Origin of the sequence: Pseudomonas sp. SAR267, from assembly GCF_052077595.1 — a bacterium.
Taxonomy (GTDB): Bacteria; Pseudomonadota; Gammaproteobacteria; order Pseudomonadales; family Pseudomonadaceae; genus Aquipseudomonas; species Aquipseudomonas vlassakiae.
Genome location: NZ_JBQIHU010000001.1, coordinates 4,486,087 through 4,502,913, shown reverse-complemented (window position 1 = coordinate 4,502,913; position 16,827 = coordinate 4,486,087). Strand labels below are relative to the sequence as shown.

Annotated in this window: 18 protein-coding genes and 1 tRNA gene; 4 read left to right on the top strand and 15 right to left on the bottom strand. The window is 59.3% G+C overall.

Annotation, left to right across the window (positions count from 1 at the left end; genetic code table 11):
• Position 1: 1 nt before the first annotated feature.
• The gene (locus ACTORR_RS21245) at positions 2-193 is read right to left on the bottom strand and encodes a DUF4223 family protein (protein ID WP_008097338.1); all 192 of its coding nucleotides are present in this window, start codon (positions 191-193) and stop codon (positions 2-4) included.
• Positions 194-713: 520 nt separating this feature from the next.
• Here ACTORR_RS21245 and ACTORR_RS21240 point away from each other — a divergent pair.
• Positions 714-2,465, top strand: a complete 1,752-nt coding sequence (locus ACTORR_RS21240; protein WP_441343869.1) for a hypothetical protein — start codon at positions 714-716, stop codon at positions 2,463-2,465.
• Positions 2,466-2,697: 232 nt separating this feature from the next.
• Here the strand turns inward: ACTORR_RS21240 and ACTORR_RS21235 are convergent, their stop codons facing one another.
• From ACTORR_RS21235 to dapA, 11 genes are all read right to left on the bottom strand, one after another.
• On the bottom strand, positions 2,698-3,585 hold the full coding sequence (locus ACTORR_RS21235) for a Mu-like prophage major head subunit gpT family protein (protein ID WP_441343867.1): 888 nt from the start codon (positions 3,583-3,585) through the stop codon (positions 2,698-2,700).
• Between the two features lie 16 nt (positions 3,586-3,601).
• Complete coding sequence (locus ACTORR_RS21230; RefSeq protein WP_175406175.1) at positions 3,602-4,282, bottom strand: Mor transcription activator family protein; 681 nt, start codon at positions 4,280-4,282, stop codon at positions 3,602-3,604.
• Positions 4,283-4,289: 7 nt separating this feature from the next.
• Positions 4,290-4,676 (bottom strand): Mor transcription activator family protein, encoded by a 387-nt coding sequence (locus tag ACTORR_RS21225; protein ID WP_083242036.1) that lies wholly within the window; start codon positions 4,674-4,676, stop codon positions 4,290-4,292.
• Positions 4,677-5,096: 420 nt separating this feature from the next.
• The gene (locus tag ACTORR_RS21220) at positions 5,097-5,690 is read right to left on the bottom strand and encodes a hypothetical protein (RefSeq protein WP_139121057.1); all 594 of its coding nucleotides are present in this window, start codon (positions 5,688-5,690) and stop codon (positions 5,097-5,099) included.
• A 42-nt stretch (positions 5,691-5,732) separates the two neighbouring features.
• Positions 5,733-6,074 (bottom strand): phage protein Gp27 family protein, encoded by a 342-nt coding sequence (locus ACTORR_RS21215; protein ID WP_441343865.1) that lies wholly within the window; start codon positions 6,072-6,074, stop codon positions 5,733-5,735.
• 100 nt (positions 6,075-6,174) lie between these two features.
• The gene (locus tag ACTORR_RS21210; RefSeq protein WP_139121058.1) at positions 6,175-6,435 is read right to left on the bottom strand and encodes a hypothetical protein; all 261 of its coding nucleotides are present in this window, start codon (positions 6,433-6,435) and stop codon (positions 6,175-6,177) included.
• Between the two features lie 930 nt (positions 6,436-7,365).
• Positions 7,366-7,455: transfer RNA gene (locus tag ACTORR_RS21205), tRNA-Ser, on the bottom strand.
• A 91-nt stretch (positions 7,456-7,546) separates the two neighbouring features.
• Positions 7,547-8,257, bottom strand: a complete 711-nt coding sequence (purC, locus tag ACTORR_RS21200; RefSeq protein ID WP_313365004.1) for a phosphoribosylaminoimidazolesuccinocarboxamide synthase — start codon at positions 8,255-8,257, stop codon at positions 7,547-7,549.
• A 29-nt stretch (positions 8,258-8,286) separates the two neighbouring features.
• On the bottom strand, positions 8,287-9,045 hold the full coding sequence (locus ACTORR_RS21195) for an MBL fold metallo-hydrolase (RefSeq protein WP_054883373.1): 759 nt from the start codon (positions 9,043-9,045) through the stop codon (positions 8,287-8,289).
• The gene (gene bamC, locus ACTORR_RS21190; protein ID WP_054883374.1) at positions 9,046-10,164 is read right to left on the bottom strand and encodes an outer membrane protein assembly factor BamC; all 1,119 of its coding nucleotides are present in this window, start codon (positions 10,162-10,164) and stop codon (positions 9,046-9,048) included.
• A gap of 15 nt (positions 10,165-10,179) precedes the next feature.
• Positions 10,180-11,067 (bottom strand): 4-hydroxy-tetrahydrodipicolinate synthase, encoded by an 888-nt coding sequence (gene dapA, locus ACTORR_RS21185; RefSeq protein ID WP_054883375.1) that lies wholly within the window; start codon positions 11,065-11,067, stop codon positions 10,180-10,182.
• A 260-nt stretch (positions 11,068-11,327) separates the two neighbouring features.
• Between dapA and ACTORR_RS21180 the strand changes: the two genes are divergently transcribed.
• Together ACTORR_RS21180 and ACTORR_RS21175 are read left to right on the top strand one after the other, a co-directional pair.
• Positions 11,328-11,888 carry a glycine cleavage system protein R gene (locus tag ACTORR_RS21180; protein ID WP_013973793.1) on the top strand — a complete coding sequence of 187 codons (561 nt, stop codon included), beginning with the start codon at positions 11,328-11,330 and terminating at the stop codon, positions 11,886-11,888.
• An 11-nt stretch (positions 11,889-11,899) separates the two neighbouring features.
• Complete coding sequence (locus tag ACTORR_RS21175) at positions 11,900-12,373, top strand: peroxiredoxin (protein ID WP_054883376.1); 474 nt, start codon at positions 11,900-11,902, stop codon at positions 12,371-12,373.
• A 164-nt stretch (positions 12,374-12,537) separates the two neighbouring features.
• Here ACTORR_RS21175 and ACTORR_RS21170 read toward each other — a convergent pair whose 3' ends face one another.
• Both ACTORR_RS21170 and ACTORR_RS21165 read right to left on the bottom strand, forming a co-directional pair.
• Positions 12,538-13,608 (bottom strand): AI-2E family transporter, encoded by a 1,071-nt coding sequence (locus tag ACTORR_RS21170; RefSeq protein ID WP_176507819.1) that lies wholly within the window; start codon positions 13,606-13,608, stop codon positions 12,538-12,540.
• Positions 13,609-13,627: 19 nt separating this feature from the next.
• Positions 13,628-13,867, bottom strand: coding sequence for a sulfurtransferase TusA family protein (locus tag ACTORR_RS21165; protein ID WP_054883378.1), 240 nt, complete (start codon positions 13,865-13,867; stop codon positions 13,628-13,630).
• A gap of 117 nt (positions 13,868-13,984) precedes the next feature.
• On the opposite strand from ACTORR_RS21165, the gene ACTORR_RS21160 reads away from it, so the two are divergent.
• Positions 13,985-15,421, top strand: a complete 1,437-nt coding sequence (locus tag ACTORR_RS21160) for a M48 family metalloprotease (protein WP_099815435.1) — start codon at positions 13,985-13,987, stop codon at positions 15,419-15,421.
• A 117-nt stretch (positions 15,422-15,538) separates the two neighbouring features.
• On the opposite strand, the gene nadA is transcribed toward ACTORR_RS21160, so the two are convergent.
• Positions 15,539-16,597, bottom strand: coding sequence for a quinolinate synthase NadA (nadA, locus tag ACTORR_RS21155; RefSeq protein WP_054883380.1), 1,059 nt, complete (start codon positions 16,595-16,597; stop codon positions 15,539-15,541).
• Positions 16,598-16,827: the final 230 nt, after the last annotated feature.

Below are 16,827 nucleotides of genomic sequence, written 5' to 3'. Positions count from 1 at the left end.
CTTACTGCGGCTGAGGCAGTTTATCGATAGGGCCGCAGCCACCGATGACCTTGGAGATGGAAACCGAAGGGTGGAACAGGTAGTCGTACGAGCAGTTTTTCTGCTGGTTGTAGACTTGGCCAGTGCAGCCCGACAGCAGGGCAACGCCGGATACGACAGCAACGGCGACAGTGGCCTTGAACAGCTTTTTCATACTAAGTCCTTTAAATGCTTCATCTTCGACCATCTTTCTGATGGCGGCGGGATGATACAGAACCCAGGCATTGGATCCAAGTCGCAATTAGCCATCGACAACGGGTGCCTTATCCGGCAAATCACTTTTATCAACAGTCAATCCGTTTTCCCCCAAACAGCAAACGCCATTTCCCCAATAACGGCGATACACCACCCAAACGTGGGCAGTCCCGATAACGACCCAGCACACTGCCAATAAAATTTTTACAATTAGTAATAGTTTTTTCGGGGTTCACTGTTGCAAACCGGCACTGGCACAACACGTGCTTTGACCGATATGGCTCAAGGAACTCTCTGGCGAACATGTCCTGAACCGGCCAGTTCATCGCCGCCCGAGACCGATGGGCATTACCCTGCTCGAGCCGTTTATTCGATATCCTTATCGCTCCGTAGTTTTTGCACAGGCACTCGTGCAACACGAGCCCTCTAACGGTGGATCGAATGCTTGCAACGTGGCTGGAAGCATTTCGGAGACCATTATGAGCATATCTGCAGGACTCAAGACTTCGGCCGCAGCCCTCGCTCAAGCGCGGCTCAATACGCTGTTCGCTCAACCGGCACTGCTGGCAGGTGCAATGTTCGCCGCACTGGCATTGACTGTTGCTTCGCCCGGCGATGCCTGGGCCAAGGGCGGGACCGACAAACCGGTCAAGGGCACGACATCACCTTTCACAACGCCCACCCTTCCTGACCCGATCTTTGCCGACCCGCTGGCCATTCATGGCTTCGATATCACCGGCTTCATTCAGGACATGACCGTCGACAGCAGCAACAGCAACTGCCCGAATACCAGCAGCCCGGACCGGTTGGGCGGTACGGTTGTGGTCAACGGCACAACTATTACCGTGCCCTGCAACTCGGTCATCCAGATGCCCGCCAATACACTCACCTGGGCGGACTTCGTACACGGCGGCCCATTGGGCCTTAAACAACTACCGGCCACTTACCCATCGTTTGAAGTGCATGTTGTCGGCAATACCGTCGCCGGCAAACAAATTGCCGGGCTGATCTTTGTCTCCCAGCAATCGGCCCAGATCGGCAGTGGTTATATCAGCAGGATTGACCAGACCACCGGCAACATAGAAGTGACGAGTACCAACTCGCCGCAACCGACCATCTTGCAGATCAATGACCCCAACGGGCGTTTCGGTCGGGCCCAGAGCCCCGATCCTCGCTTTTCGGTAGATGACGCCAACCCGACCATTCACTCGGCCACGGGTTACCCGATGTGCGTGCCACGTACCGGTGATGACCCGCTGTGCCCTCAGAAAAACCGGCCGAAAGTGGTCACTCCAACCACAACCAACAACTGCCGCAACTTTGCCCAGGCCGGCGTAGCGTTGCCTGCATCCGGTGAACTGACACCACCGAAGGCTGGCCAGCTGTATTGCAGCCAGTTCGTCATGAAGCGCTTCAGTGACCCGACACGGACCGCAACCGACCCGGACCCGACGCAACAAGTACCCTTTGAAGTCGGCGACTTCATTACCTACTCCGGCACGCTGTTCAAATCGACTACGGCCGGTGTGCCGGACTTCATTTCCGCTCACACCATCGAGGCCAACCTCGGTATCTATACCCAACCGGGCTCTCAGCCCAGCTATCTGGCCATTGGCGAATTCGGCGTCGGCACTGCAGACCCGGCTGCGGTAGCAGTCAACGGTGCAGCCCAGGAAACCCAGGACCGGATCTTCCTCGAAGCCGAGACCACCGACGTCAAGACCCCGGTGGACATCTACCTGATCGATGTCGACCCAGCCACCGGTGTACAGCGCAACCGCTGGATCACGCCGTTTGAAATGACCGGGGAATGCGACCCTGCCGCCGTCCTGGCGCCCACCTGCGCCGGCGCCTCAGGCGGGATCACCACGCAAAACGTAGGCCCACAACCACAACGCGCACGGTTGCGTGCGTCCAAGGCGCCGACCGGCCTGCTCAGCCAGCCAACCCGTACCTTGCGGGTGGTCGCTCGTTCACTGTGTGTCCCCACCAACACCCTTGCGCAACCGGGTGTCGATAGCTGCCTGCAGAACGCCAGCCGGCTGACCGTCGCCAACGGCCTGACTGCCGGGCAGTACGTGGCACCGGTGTTCGAGTTCATCTTCCCGGAGAACGTCAAGCCTGGGGACGAGATCGTGCCCAACGACTTCTGGCACCTGCCGTTCCTGCGTAATGGCGAGGGCAGTACCACCCCAACAGGGGTTGGCGCGCTGGAGCCAACGCCTTGGTGAGTGTAAGTCGGCGCTGGATTTGGCACCGCTTAGCGGGCTGTTTGGCACCGGGCAGGCATAAAAAAGCCCTGAGATGCGAACCAAACAACGCATCTCAGGGCCAAACGTAGCACGCAATCGGAGAGAAAGTGCTACTTACCACTCACAACAGCTACAACGACTGACAGCAAACTCAACCAGTGACGCCAAATTACACCTAGCTCACAGCCAGCTGTATTTCGCCAAGCTGAAATCAATAGTCGAGCCATGGGCTAACGAGTACCTCTGCGCTTCCCGCCCATGGGTTGCCATCGTTTGCGTCTTTGACCACCAGGGTGCGAGCCTTGCCCTCAAGCTCAGATGGCACTACGAGAAGGCGTGGGATGACACCCAGCGGACGACCCTCATCACTTCTGTACCCGAGCATTGTCTTGCGCGCTGCTTCGTAGTTCTCAGGCGTCAAAGGGGCTTTGGAGCAGTATGCGAATTGCCAGAAGCCAAACCCTGCGTTTACACGAGCATCAACGCCGTAGCGGAATTCCCTTCGCATCCAGACTGCCTCATCATCTGCGCGAGTCATGGCGCGCAAGTCATACTTGCGACGGGTCTGGAATAGAAGAGGCTTCAGCGAACGGCTAACGTCCAGTAGATACCAAGCCGGGCCGCCCCCATCCTGGAAGTTGCTCACCTCTCGCTGGCTCTCCCCAACAGGGCCAACAGGGTGCGCGGTATCGAAAAACTTTTTACCGTCATAGCACAATTCCGAGGTTCCCTTTTTGAGCAGGTTATAAACCAACTCGTCCGGGTGCACCGTTGCAGCCCTGCCCATTTCCTCGAACAACGCACCGAAAACACCAAACTGGTCATCTTCGATGTCGTCACGCGGCACGACGATGGAGCTTTCGTAGGCCTTGTTCTGAATCACGTAACCGTGTGCCGAAATATCTTTGAGAACACGCTCACCGATCCATTCACGAAATGACGGAAACTGTCCAAGCCAGCCATAGGTATTGCTTGCAGTCGAGGACGGAACCTCAGTAGCAATTTGCTCCCAACTGGTTTGTGCCTTTTCCTTGCCTTGATTAAAGGCAGCTTTGAAGCCAGTGAAGAGACTATGAAGAGAGCTGTCAGTGATGATCATGGTTTTTCCTGTGATGTTACTTTGAGAGTTTCTGGAGGATTTCGCGAACATAGTAAGCGCAAAGGCCAAACTCCTTACCTAATTCGCGGTAAGTCGCCCCAGCTATTCGGCCAGCCAGTAGCTTTTCATTGCGGACTTTGCGTGCTTCGCGAAGCCCTGAGTGGCTGTTTCTGTATTTATCTGACAGCCGATTGAGCAATGCATAAATTTGCTGTTGCGACACTTCAAATCGGATAGCCAGTTCGCCTATCGTGGCCAATCCGGCTTCCCATGCTTCACAAATCTTCATGTCCCGATCATGGCGCGCACCGTCGAGCCCCATTGGGATATAGAAAAGTTGACCGCCAAGCGAATGCTTAATGGCTGTAGTGGCAATATTGGCGAACTGCTCCGGGCTCAAATTTGCCAAGTCGCTGGCTGCTGCCTTGGCAAAAATAGAGCGATAGATAAGGAGCAAGGTGCCTTTAAAGCCTAAAGCGGTCTCGCCAGCGTGGTTGTATTCAACGTTGCTTTCTGCGCGGGGCGCTTTACGGTCCTTTGAAAAGTAACGCACCTGGCCTCCAAGCGAGTCTCTAATGGCGCTGGTAGCGATACTTGCGAACTGCTCTGGGCTCAAGTCTGACAAGTCGCTGACCACAGCCCTGTCAAGCGCAGCGTGGTAGATGTCAAGCAAAGCACCTTTGAATTTTACGGTCATGCTATTTTCAGCTGATATCATTTTTTTGCTCTTGAACAGTCTGCGGCAGCCGCGCTGAGCTCCGCTGAGCCCTGATGATCGAATAAAACGTCTGAGAGGATATTTTGTGTTTTTTCACAATATCCGGAATCGTCATGCCGTCCCGGTAATCCTTGAAGATCTGTCTGTCCCGCTCCATCTTCTTAAGAGCGGTAGCACGGGGTAGGTAAACTGCTGTTCCACCCAGCACACGACACAGAGCCACTACCGAAGCGTTTGCAAGAGCAGCCGGTGAGGCGTCCTTCTCCATTTCTAGATCAATGGCGTGTTCGATTATCTCAATCATTTCAATCATAGACTGAGTGAGAATGCCTTGATCTTTAGCGGGGGTAGATGATGTGGAGCCACCTTGCATTGTGTCTGCCCTTCCAGAGTCGCTTGCGCTGATAGGAAATATTTAATCATTCCCCAGTAAAGGGTGTGTTTCTCCTCTATTAAAGAAGAAGCAACAAACTGGGCTATCACACAAAGAACTTCTAGGAACCATTTCGAGCCGTAGAAACCCAAAATAGTCAGGGAATCACAACCTGGGCGAGACGGGGCGACGGACTCAACCACAAACCACCGTTAGAGGCGCGTTAGATTTGCGTAGGTTAAACGAACGAAAGCCGTCAGCCCTAGGGCCGCGGCTATGGATCAGCACGTTTCTGAGGCGCCTAGAGGCGGTCGGGTCGTTTTGGTGGTATGGCTGTTGCAGTGCGTACCTGGTCAAGAGCTTGCTTAGTAGAGCACCAAAGGCGCCAGGAGGCGCCTTGTTTGATGGTGAGATGTAAGGTCAGTCAGCAGGATAAACCACTTTCCCTAAGTTAGCATCGTATACGACACCACCACGCTTTATCGCGGGCGGCCTCGGGCCTGTGTACTTAAGTGGAAGGAGTCGGTAATAAGCTGAGCGGTCGCCAGTCCCTGTCGAAATCAGTTCAACATAGCCAGCCTTGACAAGATGGCGGAGATAAGTGCGAGCGGTCCATAGAGAAACATTGAAATTGATTGAGCAGCTTTCCGCCAAGCCTTTGGCACTTGTGCTCCCCATAATACGAAGGCTTCTCCACATGGCTTCATTTCTAAGCCCGACCACATGCTCTGAACCACTTTTTGTTACGGTTGGTGCTTCTATACCTGTGTATTTGACTAGGCATAGTGTCTGGTCTGAGAAGGCATCCGGCCAGTCGATGATCTTCACATACCCTGCTTTTAGCAGCCCCTGTATGTAAGAACGCACGGTTGTATCATGTACGCCGGACTTGCGAGAAATCTTGTATCCCGTAAACGCGTCAGGTGTTTTGCAAATCTCTTCCCAGATCCGTTGGCGGTTGGATTTGCCCTGTATGCGTTCTACCTCTATTGGCTTTCTACCTTTCTTTGCCATCTTTAGTGCTCCGCAGCTGCATGAAGACTTATGAATCGTTAGCTAGCCGATTTTCTTGGGGGCAATGAACCCAATTTGTTCTAGCTGCTTGATGATTGAGTGCTCTCGAAATCTTAGATAACCTAGCTCCGCAAGCAGTTCTTTAACAGATCGGTCGGCTAGGTTTGCCTCTGGTCTATGAGTTACTGAGGCTTTTAGTGCGTCTCTAGCTTTTAATTCCTGGGCATAGCGCCCTAAGGCCGACTTTGAAATCTTTACGTCATAGACGCTTAGCAAGTGCCCTGAAATCCTGACTAAGCTGCCGTAGTCGCTTCCGCGCAGCATTGTATCTAGCTGGCCTCTCAACTTGTCACTTAACTTATTGACCGCTTTTCTTGGTGGCATAATTAACTACCTTGTCTAATTTTCTGGCCCTAATGAATACGCCCCCATTGAGGGGGCGATGAACATACATTAGGCAGGTTCAGAACAAGCTCTCATATGGCTAGCTGTTCGCAGAACGATACGCTGCCTCATAGAGCGACGAGGCATCATCGACCAGTAGCGCGGCAGCGCGTGCAAGGGCTGAAATTCCTGTCGCGTCGGCGTCGCTAATTTCGCAACGACCTATTGCTTTGAGCAGCTCAAGTACTGCGTACTGGCGTTCGCAAGCCCCTTCAAACAGCGCTGCTGCGGGAGCATCGGAACGCATGAAGAGTACGGAGTTTGCATCTGACTTTGAATCAATGGACAAGTACTTAGCCATTATGCACCTCAACTTCCGAGCAAGTTTCAAGGGCCCGTGCTTTTGCCATAGCTGCGTTGTAGCGGCGTAGACGTACGGAAAGGGAGGAGTCAGCGTGTAGAGCGGCTATCGCCATACGGCGAAGCGCTAAGGCGCGAAGTCTGGACGGAATGAGGGCGGTCATAATGGAGCTCCGTTTACTGATGGAGCTGCCGAATCGTCGCCAAACGATTGGTGGCAGCTGTGCGCAGGTTGGCGAACCGGGGTAAACGGAACCCGGCAGACCCGAAGGTCTCCCACGCACAGCGGCCATGACATATCGCGGGCACAAAAAAAGCGCCTGCTGTCTGGTTGGGCGCTGTTGCGCCGTCTACTAGTCGGGTCGCCAAACCCGGTCGCTGAATTGGCAGCGACGGAAGGAATCTAACGTCTAACGGTGCGCACGGCAAGGAAAATCTAACGGTCTTCGGTTTCTTTTTCTCCAGGCGCCATTCGACGGAAAGCAAATGCCCTAATCAGCGCTGCATCCCTTGAGGCACGGGGGCTTGCCGCCAGTTTTCTTGGTTTCTTTTTGGAAAAGTCGGGTAGTTCGTTTTCTATAAGCTGGAAAAAGAACCTGTGGCGAAGCGGTTTCGCAAGCGAATCGTAGTGTTTCCGGACCTTATAAGCACCTAGAGCGGGGAAACACTTGATGCCAAACACGACGCTAAATTCTGCGCTTTCGAGAACTTTTCTCGGTTTCTATCTTAGCGGCTATTTGGCCCCGGTTTGGCACCGCTAACGAGCCTGAAAGCCCCGGCCATCCTGGGTTACCCGTCCACTTCCGCCTTCTTCCCACCGTTTTCGCTTAGTGCCAAAGACAACGCCTCCTCACAGTGAGCTGAAACGAAGATAACAACGCCAGAAACGAAAAAGCCCCGCAGACGTTAATCTGCGGGGCTTCATCTTGTATGGCGGAGAGATAGGGATTTGAACCCTAGGTACTGTTGCCAGTACAACGGATTTCGAATCCGTCCCGTTCGACCACTCCGGCATCTCTCCAATGCCGCGCATCATACCAGCGTTTTCTTGAAACGCAAATCTTTTTTCCAAAAAAATCGCGTGGTATCAGACGCTTGCGTGAACGTGCGGGTTACAGCGGCACGCCCAGGCGCTTGGCAACTTCTTCGTAGGCCTCGATCACGTCGCCCAGCCCCTGACGGAAGCGGTCCTTGTCCATCTTCTTGCGGGTTTCCTTGTCCCACAGGCGGCAGCCGTCCGGGCTGAACTCGTCGCCCAGGACGATCTGGCCGTGGAACACACCGAATTCCAGCTTGAAGTCGACCAGCAGCAGGCCGGCGTCATCGAACAGCTTGCTCAGCACTTCGTTGACTTTCAGCGACAGCTTCTTCATCTCGACCAGCTGCTCGGCGGTACCCCAGCCGAAAGCGACACCGTGGGATTCGTTGATGAACGGGTCACCCTTCTCGTCGTTCTTCAGGAACAGTTCGAAGGTGGACGGCTCCAGCTTGATGCCCTCCTCCACGCCCAGGCGCTTGACCAGGCTGCCGGCGGCGTAGTTGCGCACCACGCACTCGACCGGGATCATGTCCAGCTTCTTCACCAGGCACTCGTTGTCGCCCAGCAGTTTGTCGAACTGGGTCGGCACGCCGGCTTCTTCGAGCTTCTGCATGATGAAGGCATTGAACTTGTTGTTCACCATGCCCTTGCGGTCGAGCTGCTCGATGCGCTTGCCATCGAACGCCGAAGTGTCGTTACGGAACAGCAGGATCAAGCGGTCGGCGTCGTCGGTCTTGTAAACCGATTTGGCCTTGCCGCGGTAGAGTTCGTCGCGTTTTTCCATGATTGGGCTCCGCTTGCTGAGGTGTTGGGCTAGGCGATTTCGCGCCAGTCGAGCCCGTGTTCCTGATTCGCCACCTGGAGCCAGTCCGGGTCGCACCCAAGGGTGTCGACGAAGCACTGACGGGCCAAGTGTGGCAGGTTGTTCTTGCTGCTGAGGTGGGCCAGCACCAGGTGCTGCAAGGTGTTCCAGCCCAACTCCTGCACCAGGCGCGCAGCCTGGTGATTGTTCAAATGTCCTTGCATGCCACCTACCCGCTGCTTCAGGAAGGCCGGGTAGTGACCGCGCGCGAGCAGCTCGCGGCAGTGGTTGGCTTCGATCAGCAGTGCGTCCAGGCCCCGGTAGCGCTCGAGCAGCAGCGCATCGTACGACCCCAGGTCGGTGAGCATGCCGAAACGCCGGCGGCCGTCGCTGAACACGTACTGCAACGGTTCGTAGGCGTCGTGCTCGACCCGTGCCGGGCTCACTTCCAGCCCACCGATCTGCAGCTGCTGGCCACACGCGAGAAAACCGGCCACCTCAACCGGCTTGCGCATGCCGCGCAATGTGCCTTGGCTGAGGTAGACCGGTACATTGTAGCGCCGCGACAGCAACCCCACCCCATGCACGTGGTCGGCATGTTCATGGGTGACCAGCACAGCGCTCAGTTGTGCCGCCGACACCCCGAGCAGCGCCAGGCGCCGCTCGGTTTCACGCAGGGAAAAGCCGCAATCGACCAGGATGAACGTGTCACCACTGGCGATCAGCGTGCCATTTCCCTGGCTGCCGCTTCCGAGTACCGCGAAGCGCACTTAGCCCAGGTGGTCCTGAATGGCGCTCAGCACGCGGCGGGCGACGTCGGCCGGGGCCACGGTGTTGATGTTCTTCTCGACGGTGACCTGCACGCTTTCGCCCACCTTGCTCAGGCGTACCTGATAACGCTCGGCGCGGGCTTCACGCTCTTCCTTGGTCGGAGCACTGCCGAACACACGGCTGAAGAAGCCAGGCTCGTTCTGCTTGTCGTCAGGCTTTTCCGACAGGTTGATGTAGTACAGGCCCAGGCTGCGGTTGATGTCCTCGACACGCCACTGGCCACCCTGCTCCAGGGCCCGGCCCACGCCAGACCAGGCACGGTCCAGGTCCGAGCCGAGGAACAGCACCGGGTTGCCGCTGCCGTCTTCGCTCAGGGTGACACGGCTAGGCGCGTCGAAGTCACGCGCAGCCAGCAGCGATACCGAACCGCCCTTCTCGGCGCTGCGGCTCATGCTGGCAAGCATTTCGTCGACCAGCAGCGCGTCGGCCCCGGTGTTGGCCGAAGTGGACGGGAACGCAGTGTCGGCGGTGCTGCCGGCCGGGCGCTCGACGCTGACGATGTACACCTCGGAGGTGTTGCGCTGCACGCCGGGCTCGATACGAACACGCACACGCACTTCGCTGTCGCCACTGCTGGCAGTGCTCGACAGACGCTGGCCGAGCGATGCCGACAGTTCGTCGAAACGCTGCCAGGTGGTGCTGAACTCACCGGTCTGCGGGCGCTCGTCAGCGATGCGGAAACCATTGTCCTCGAAGAACTGGTGCGCCACCGGCCATACTTCGGCCGGCGAATGCTGGGCCAGCACCCAGCGGCTGCTGCCGCTGCGTTGCAGGGTGTAGTCGCTGGCTTCGGCGCCAGCGGTGAGTGGCTGCGGGCGCGGCACTTCGAACTCGCCAGTGGCATGATCGTCGGCGACGTTGCGCGGGATCGGCAGCAACGGATCGAGGCGCTTGACGTTGCCGGCGTCTGGCGGCAACTGCATCGGCGCGGTCGGGTGCGCCTGCAGGTAATCGCTGCCGCGGTCGCGGAAATAGCCATCCTCGCCCCACAGCCAGCCACACCCACTGGTGCTGGAAATAATCAGGGCGAGTGCGGAAAGACCAGCCAGTCGCTTCATGCGGTGTACTTCCTCTTAAACCAGTACGCCGGACTGGCGCAAGGCAGTACGGACTTTTTCGTGGCAACCTTCGCTCAGCCAGGTCAGCGGCAGGCGAATGCCCTTGTGCATCAGGCCCATTTCCACCAGCGCCCACTTGACAGGGATCGGGTTGGCTTCGCAGAACAGGTCTTTGTGCAGCGGCATGAGTTTTTCGTTGATAGCGCGGGCCTTCTCGGCATTGCCCTCAAGGGCGGCCTCGCACAGGTCGGCCATGCCGCGCGGGGCGACGTTGGCGGTGACGGAAATGTTGCCCTTGCCGCCCATCAGGATCAGCTCGACGGCAGTCGGGTCATCGCCGGACAGGACGATGAAATCCTTGTCGACACCCTCGAGAATGGCCTTGGCACGGGCCAGGTCGCCGGTGGCTTCCTTGATGCCGATGATGTTCTTGACCTTCGACAGGCGGATCACGGTCTCGGCCTGCATGTCGCAGGAGGTGCGACCGGGCACGTTGTAGAGGATCTGCGGAATGTCGACGGCTTCGGCAATGTGCTTGAAGTGCTGGTACAGGCCTTCCTGGGTCGGCTTGTTGTAGTACGGCACGACCAGCAGGCAGGCGTCGGCGCCGGCATTCTTGGCGTTCTGGGTCAGGTGCACGGCTTCTGTGGTGGAGTTCGCACCGGTGCCGGCGATCACCGGGATCGGCTTGTTGCTGCGCTTGACGCGCTCGACCACGTGTTTGATGACCAGGATGTGCTCTTCGACATCGAGCGTGGCCGACTCACCGGTGGTGCCGACTGCGACGATCGCGTGGGTGCCGTTTTCCAGGTGGAAGTCTACAAGTTTGTCGAGGCTGACCCAGTCCAGACGCCCTTGTGCATCCATGGGTGTGACCAACGCCACCATACTGCCCGCAATCATGTAACTGCTCCTGCCGGAAAAAGAGAGCGGTAATGGTACTGGGGGCATCGGCCTTGCACAAGCGAAGCAGGCGGGCGGAGCATTCCCCTCGGCGCCTTATTTCGCTACCCTTGATCCTTTGATCGGTGCAGCGCGGCCCGCCGGGCCGCCGACCCTGCTCCCCGGCCAGCGTCCACGTCCTCGCATGCGAGCCCCGGGCCCTGCCGACAGGAGGCTTTCGCCCGTCCTGCACCGACCGCTCATCGCTTTAGGAATGCTGCATGTCCACCCCCACCGTCCGCGAACAATTCCTTGTCATCAGCGCCTTGGGCCCCAACCCAATGGAGCTGGCCAACGTCCTCAGCCGCGCCGCCTTCGAAAACCGCTGCGCGGTGGTCACATCGCGCCTGAGCCGCCACGGCGAGACCAGCGCCCTGGTGCTGCAGGTAGGCGGCAGCTGGGATGCCCTGGCACGCCTCGAAGCCATGCTCCCGGGCCTGGGCAAGAAACACGGCCTGACCCTCGACGTGGTGCGCAGCGCCGACCAGGAAGTGCGCCCGCAGGCCCTGCCCTATGTGGCCTACGTCAGCGCCGCCTATCGCCCGGACATCATCAACGAGCTGTGCCAGTTCTTCCTCGACCACCGCGTCGAGCTCGAAGCCATGACCTGCGATACCTACCTGGCGCCGCAGACTGGCAGCAGCATGCTCAACGCCCAGTTCACCGTGATCCTGCCGGCTGGCACGCAGATCAGCTGGCTGCGCGACCAGTTCCTGGACTTCGCCGATGCCCTGAACCTCGATGCGCTGATCGAGCCATGGCGTCCACAGAACCCCATGTAAGGAAACCGACCATGGCAGTAGCTCTCGACCAACCCGTCGCCGACTTCCAGGCCCAGGCCACCAGCGGCCAGACCGTCAGCCTTGCCGAGCTCAAGGGCCAGCAGGTCGTGGTGTACTTCTATCCAAAGGACAGCACCCCGGGCTGCACCACCGAAGGCCAGGGTTTCCGCGACCAGCATGATGCCTTTGCCGCCGCCAACACCGTGGTGTTCGGCGTGTCACGCGATGGCATCAAGTCGCATGAAAACTTCAAGGCCAAGCAAGGCTTCCCGTTCGAGCTGATCAGCGACAAGGACGAGGCCCTGTGCCAACTGTTCGACGTGATCAAGCTGAAGAAGCTGTATGGCAAGGAATACCTGGGCGTCGATCGCAGCACGTTCCTGATCGACAAGGATGGCGTACTGCGTCAGCAATGGCGTGGCGTGAAAGTACCGGGGCATGTGGATGCCGTGCTGGCAGCGGCCCAGGCCTTGAATAAAGCCTGAGTTTGACTGGGGCTGCTTTGCAGCCCTTCGCGGGCACGCCCGCTCCCACAAGGACTTGCACGATTCCTGTGGCAGCAACTGTCTTGCCCACATGTTGAAAGCTGGCGCCATTCCTGTGGGAGCGGGCGTGCCCGCGAAGGGCCGCAAAGCGGCCCCAGTTACATTCACAACATCGGCGAGACGCTCGGCTCCTGCCGAGGCCAGGCATCCAGCACAGCCTTGATCAAGGTCGCCAGCGGGATCGCAAAGAAGATCCCCCAGAAGCCCCACAGCCCGCCAAACAGCAGCACCGCGCAGATGATCGCCACCGGGTGCAGGCTCACCGCCTCGGAGAACAGCAGCGGCACCAGCACGTTGCCATCCAGCGCCTGGATGATCGCGTACACCGTCATCAGGAAAATGAACTGGTCGCCCCAGCCCCACTGGAACAGCGCGATCAACGTCACCGGCACGGTCACGACCACCGCGCCCACGTAGGGCACCACCACCGACAACCCCACCAGCAGCGCCAGCAACGCGGCGTAATTGAGCCCCAGGCTGATGAAGGCTATGTAGGTGGCGATCCCGCAGATCAGGATTTCGATGCCCTTGCCGCGAATGTAATTGGCGATCTGCCGGTTCATCTCGCTACCCACGCGGTTCAGCAGGGTGCGCTGACGCGGCAGGTAACCACTGACCCAGCGCCCGATCAGCTCGCGGTCCTTGAGGAAGAAGAACACCAGGATTGGCACCAGCACCAGGTAGATCATCGCGTTGACCAATAGCGGCAGGCTCGACAGCGAGAAGGTCAGCGCCCATTGCCCGAACTTGCCGATTTCGCCGCGCACCGACTCGATCGCATGCAACACCTGCTCGTCCGACACCAGGTGCGGATAACGCTCCGGCAGCAGGAGCAGCAGCGACTGCCATTTGCCGAGCATCCCCGGCAATTCGTTGAACAGCGTAATCAGCTGATGCCAGAGCAGCGGCACCAGCACCAGCATGAACACCGCCAGCGCCCCCATGAACAGGGCGAACACCAGCATCACCGCGAACCGGGTCGGCACCCGCATGCGCTCCAGGGCATTGACCAGGCCCTGCATCAGGAACGCCAGGACCATACCGGCCAGCACGGGCGCCAGCATGCCGCCGAGGGTGAGCACTGCGGTGAAGGCGAGGAACAGCAGGACCGCCAGCACCACCGCTTCCTCATCGGAGAAGTAGCGCTCTATCCAGTCGCGAAGCACTTTGAACATTGACGATCCTTCGGTTGGCTCAGGCCTTGCGGAGCCAGTAGGTATAGGTACCGGCCTCGGCCGTTTCTTGCAGCAGGGTATGACCGGCAAGCTTGGCGAAAGTGCGGAAGTCGCGCTGCGAACCTGCATCGGTGGCGACGACTTTGAGGATCGCACCGCTGGCCAGGCGATTGAGTTCCATCTTCGCCTTGAGCAGCGGCAACGGGCAGTTCAGCCCGCTGGCGTCGAGTTCGGCGTCGCAGGTCAGGGGGTCACTCATCGGGTGCGTCTCCAGGGCGAGGCAGAAAGTCTTGGGGAAAGCTCGGTAGCATACCGCCACTGGTCGGCTCCGCGCGACCCGGCTACAGTAAGGCTTTTCATCGACGCGAGCTTCTGCATGAATCTACTGCGCCCTACCCTGCTGGCGCTGGCCTGCCTCATGGCCCTTCCAGGCCACGCCGACGACCTGCCGTCACTGGGCGACGCCAGTTCCGCCATCGTTTCACCCAAGCAGGAGCACGACCTTGGCCGCGCCTGGCTGAGCCTGCTGCGCGGCCAGGTCAACCAACTCAACGACCCACAGCTCAAGGACTACGTCGAAACCACCGTCTACCGCCTGGCCGAAACCAGCCAGCTGCAGGACCGACGCCTGGAATTCATCCTCATCGACAGCCGCGAACTCAACGCCTTTGCCGCGCCGGGCGGCATCGTCGGCGTCAACGGCGGCTTGTTCCTCAATGCCCAGACCGAAGGCGAATATGCCTCGGTGCTGGCGCACGAACTCGCGCACTTGTCGCAACGCCACTTCGCCCGCGGTGTCGAGGCCCAGCAGCGCATGCAACTGCCGATGATGGCGGCCCTGCTGGCTGGCATCGTGCTGGCGGCGGGCGGCGCCGGTGATGCCGGCATCGGGATGATCGCCGGTACCCAGGCGGCGGCTCTCCAGGAACAACGGCGCTTCTCGCGGCAGAACGAACAGGAAGCCGACCGCGTGGGCATCCAGAACCTGGAAAGGGCCGGCTACGACCCGCGCAACATGCCGACCATGTTCGAGCGCCTGGCGCGCCAGTACCGCTACGATGCCAAGCCGCCAGAATTCCTGTTGACTCACCCGGTAACCGAATCGCGTATCGCCGACACCCGCAACCGCGCCGAGCAGGCGCCCAAAGGCGGCGTCGAGGACAGTCAACGCTACCAGCTGATCCGCGCCCGCGTGGCACTCACTTACGAGGGCACCCCAGGTCTGGCAGCCAAGCGCTTCCGCGCCCAGCTCGACGAAGATCCAAAACTCGATGCCGCCCGCTATGGCCTGGCCCTGGCGCAGATCAAGGGTGGCCAGCTCAACGAAGCGCGAGAAAACCTCAAGCCATTGCTGGCCAAAGCGCCCAACGACATTACCTACAATCTGGCGCAGATCGACCTGGATATCACCAACAACCGCCTGGCCGACGCACAGCAACGTGCCGAGCGCATGCAGGGGCTATACCCGGCCAACTACCCGCTGAAACAGGTACGTGCCGACCTGCTGGTGAAGCAGAACAAGCCCGCCGAGGCCGAGAAGGTGCTGGAAGACCTGCTCAAGAGCCGACCGGATGACCCGGACGTCTGGTACGACATGGCGGAAGTGCGCGGGTTGTCGGGCAATACCATCGGGCTGCATCGGGCGCGCGCCGAATACTTCACGCTGGTGGGGGATTTCGACCAGGCGGTACAGCAGCTGGACTACGCCAAGCGGCGGGCGGGCGGCAACTTCCCGCTGGCTTCGCAGATCGACCAGCGCCAGCGCGAAATCATGGAACAGAAGCGCATGGTTCAGGAAATGATGGGCCGCTGAGATCCTGGGGCCGCTTTGCGCCCCATTCGCGACACAAGGCCGCTTCTGCATGGGTACGCGATCGCCTGTAGGAGCGGCCTTGTGTCGCGAATGGGCCGCAAAGCGGCCCCAGCAATCTCAAGCGTTACCGGAGAGCTTCAGGCGAGCCGCCTGGGTAAAGTCGAGCATGCGGTTCAGCGGCTTGATGGCCTTCGGTACCAGCGCCGGGTCAACGAAGATCTCGTTGCTCCCGTGCCGCAGGCAATCCAGCACCCGCTCCAGGGTATTCATCGCCATCCACGGGCAATGCGCGCAGCTGCGGCAGGCCGCGCCGTTGCCGGCCGTCGGCGCTTCGACGAATTCCTTGTCAGGGCACAGCTGCTGCATCTTGTAGAAGATGCCGCGGTCAGTGGCGACGATGAAGGTCTTGTTCGGCAGGGTTTGCGCTGCCTTGATCAGCTGGCTGGTCGAGCCCACCGCGTCGGCCAGCTCGATAACGGCTTCCGGCGACTCCGGGTGTACCAGGATGGCGGCATCCGGGTACAGCGCCTTCATATCGGCCAGCTGGCGCGACTTGAACTCTTCGTGAACGATGCAGGCACCGTCCCACAGCAGCATGTCGGCACCGGTCTGCTTCTGGATGTAACGGCCAAGGTGCTGGTCCGGGCCCCAGATGATGGTCTCACCGTTATCCATCAGGCTTTCGACGATCTCCAGCGCGCAGCTGGAGGTCACCACCCAGTCCGCCCGTGCCTTCACCGCAGCAGAGGTATTCGCATAAACCACCACGGTACGCTCGGGGTGCTGGTCGCAGAAGGCCGAGAACTCTTCGACCGGGCAGCCCAGGTCGAGCGAACAGGTGGCCTCCAGGGTCGGCATCAACACGCGTTTTTCCGGGGTGAGGATCTTGGCGGTTTCGCCCATGAAGCGCACACCCGCGACGATCACCGTCTCGGCAGGGTGGTTCTTGCCGAAGCGGGCCATTTCCAGCGAGTCGGACACGCAACCGCCCGTCTCTTCAGCCAGCGCCTGGATGACCGGGTCGCAGTAATAGTGGGCTACCAGCACGGCGTTCTGGGCTTTCAGCTCGGCAGCGATGGCCGCACGGTATTCGGCCTCCTGCCCGGCGGTCAGCGGGTTGGGCTGCTTGGCGTCAAGGTGGGCCTGAACCAACAGGCGTTCGGAAATCTGGGTCATGATCGCTGGACCTGCAGGCGCGCGTGCGCGTCAAATCGAGTGTATCACCCGGCCCTGGCAGATCGGCTAGGGGTGCCGGACGGCAGGCGTGCCGCCACGGCCCTCTGCGGGCGCGGATTATTATCGGACGCCGAAGGCTACAGACAATCTGGGGAATTCAAAAGCGGTTTTTGTAATGCCTGTGCTGGCCTCTTCGCGGCTAAAGCCGCTCCCACAGACCTGTGCTGACC

Bases quoted from the DNA above. Each gene is read 5' to 3' on its own strand.
- ACTORR_RS21165 (WP_054883378.1), bottom strand. From the start codon at position 13,867: ATGAGTGACCCCCTGACCTGCGACGCCGAACTCGACGCCAGCGGGCTG.
- ACTORR_RS21240 (WP_441343869.1), top strand. From the start codon at position 714: ATGAGCATATCTGCAGGACTCAAGACTTCGGCCGCAGCCCTCGCTCAA.
- purC (WP_313365004.1), bottom strand. From the start codon at position 8,257: ATGGAAAAACGCGACGAACTCTACCGCGGCAAGGCCAAATCGGTTTAC.
- ACTORR_RS21180 (WP_013973793.1), top strand. From the start codon at position 11,328: ATGTCCACCCCCACCGTCCGCGAACAATTCCTTGTCATCAGCGCCTTG.
- dapA (WP_054883375.1), bottom strand. From the start codon at position 11,067: ATGATTGCGGGCAGTATGGTGGCGTTGGTCACACCCATGGATGCACAA.
- ACTORR_RS21215 (WP_441343865.1), bottom strand. From the start codon at position 6,074: ATGCCACCAAGAAAAGCGGTCAATAAGTTAAGTGACAAGTTGAGAGGC.
- ACTORR_RS21235 (WP_441343867.1), bottom strand. From the start codon at position 3,585: ATGATCATCACTGACAGCTCTCTTCATAGTCTCTTCACTGGCTTCAAA.
- bamC (WP_054883374.1), bottom strand. From the start codon at position 10,164: ATGAAGCGACTGGCTGGTCTTTCCGCACTCGCCCTGATTATTTCCAGC.
- ACTORR_RS21170 (WP_176507819.1), bottom strand. From the start codon at position 13,608: ATGTTCAAAGTGCTTCGCGACTGGATAGAGCGCTACTTCTCCGATGAG.
- ACTORR_RS21210 (WP_139121058.1), bottom strand. From the start codon at position 6,435: ATGGCTAAGTACTTGTCCATTGATTCAAAGTCAGATGCAAACTCCGTA.
- ACTORR_RS21225 (WP_083242036.1), bottom strand. From the start codon at position 4,676: ATGCAAGGTGGCTCCACATCATCTACCCCCGCTAAAGATCAAGGCATT.
- ACTORR_RS21230 (WP_175406175.1), bottom strand. From the start codon at position 4,282: ATGACCGTAAAATTCAAAGGTGCTTTGCTTGACATCTACCACGCTGCG.
- ACTORR_RS21245 (WP_008097338.1), bottom strand. From the start codon at position 193: ATGAAAAAGCTGTTCAAGGCCACTGTCGCCGTTGCTGTCGTATCCGGC.
- ACTORR_RS21220 (WP_139121057.1), bottom strand. From the start codon at position 5,690: ATGGCAAAGAAAGGTAGAAAGCCAATAGAGGTAGAACGCATACAGGGC.
- ACTORR_RS21160 (WP_099815435.1), top strand. From the start codon at position 13,985: ATGAATCTACTGCGCCCTACCCTGCTGGCGCTGGCCTGCCTCATGGCC.
- ACTORR_RS21175 (WP_054883376.1), top strand. From the start codon at position 11,900: ATGGCAGTAGCTCTCGACCAACCCGTCGCCGACTTCCAGGCCCAGGCC.
- nadA (WP_054883380.1), bottom strand. From the start codon at position 16,597: ATGACCCAGATTTCCGAACGCCTGTTGGTTCAGGCCCACCTTGACGCC.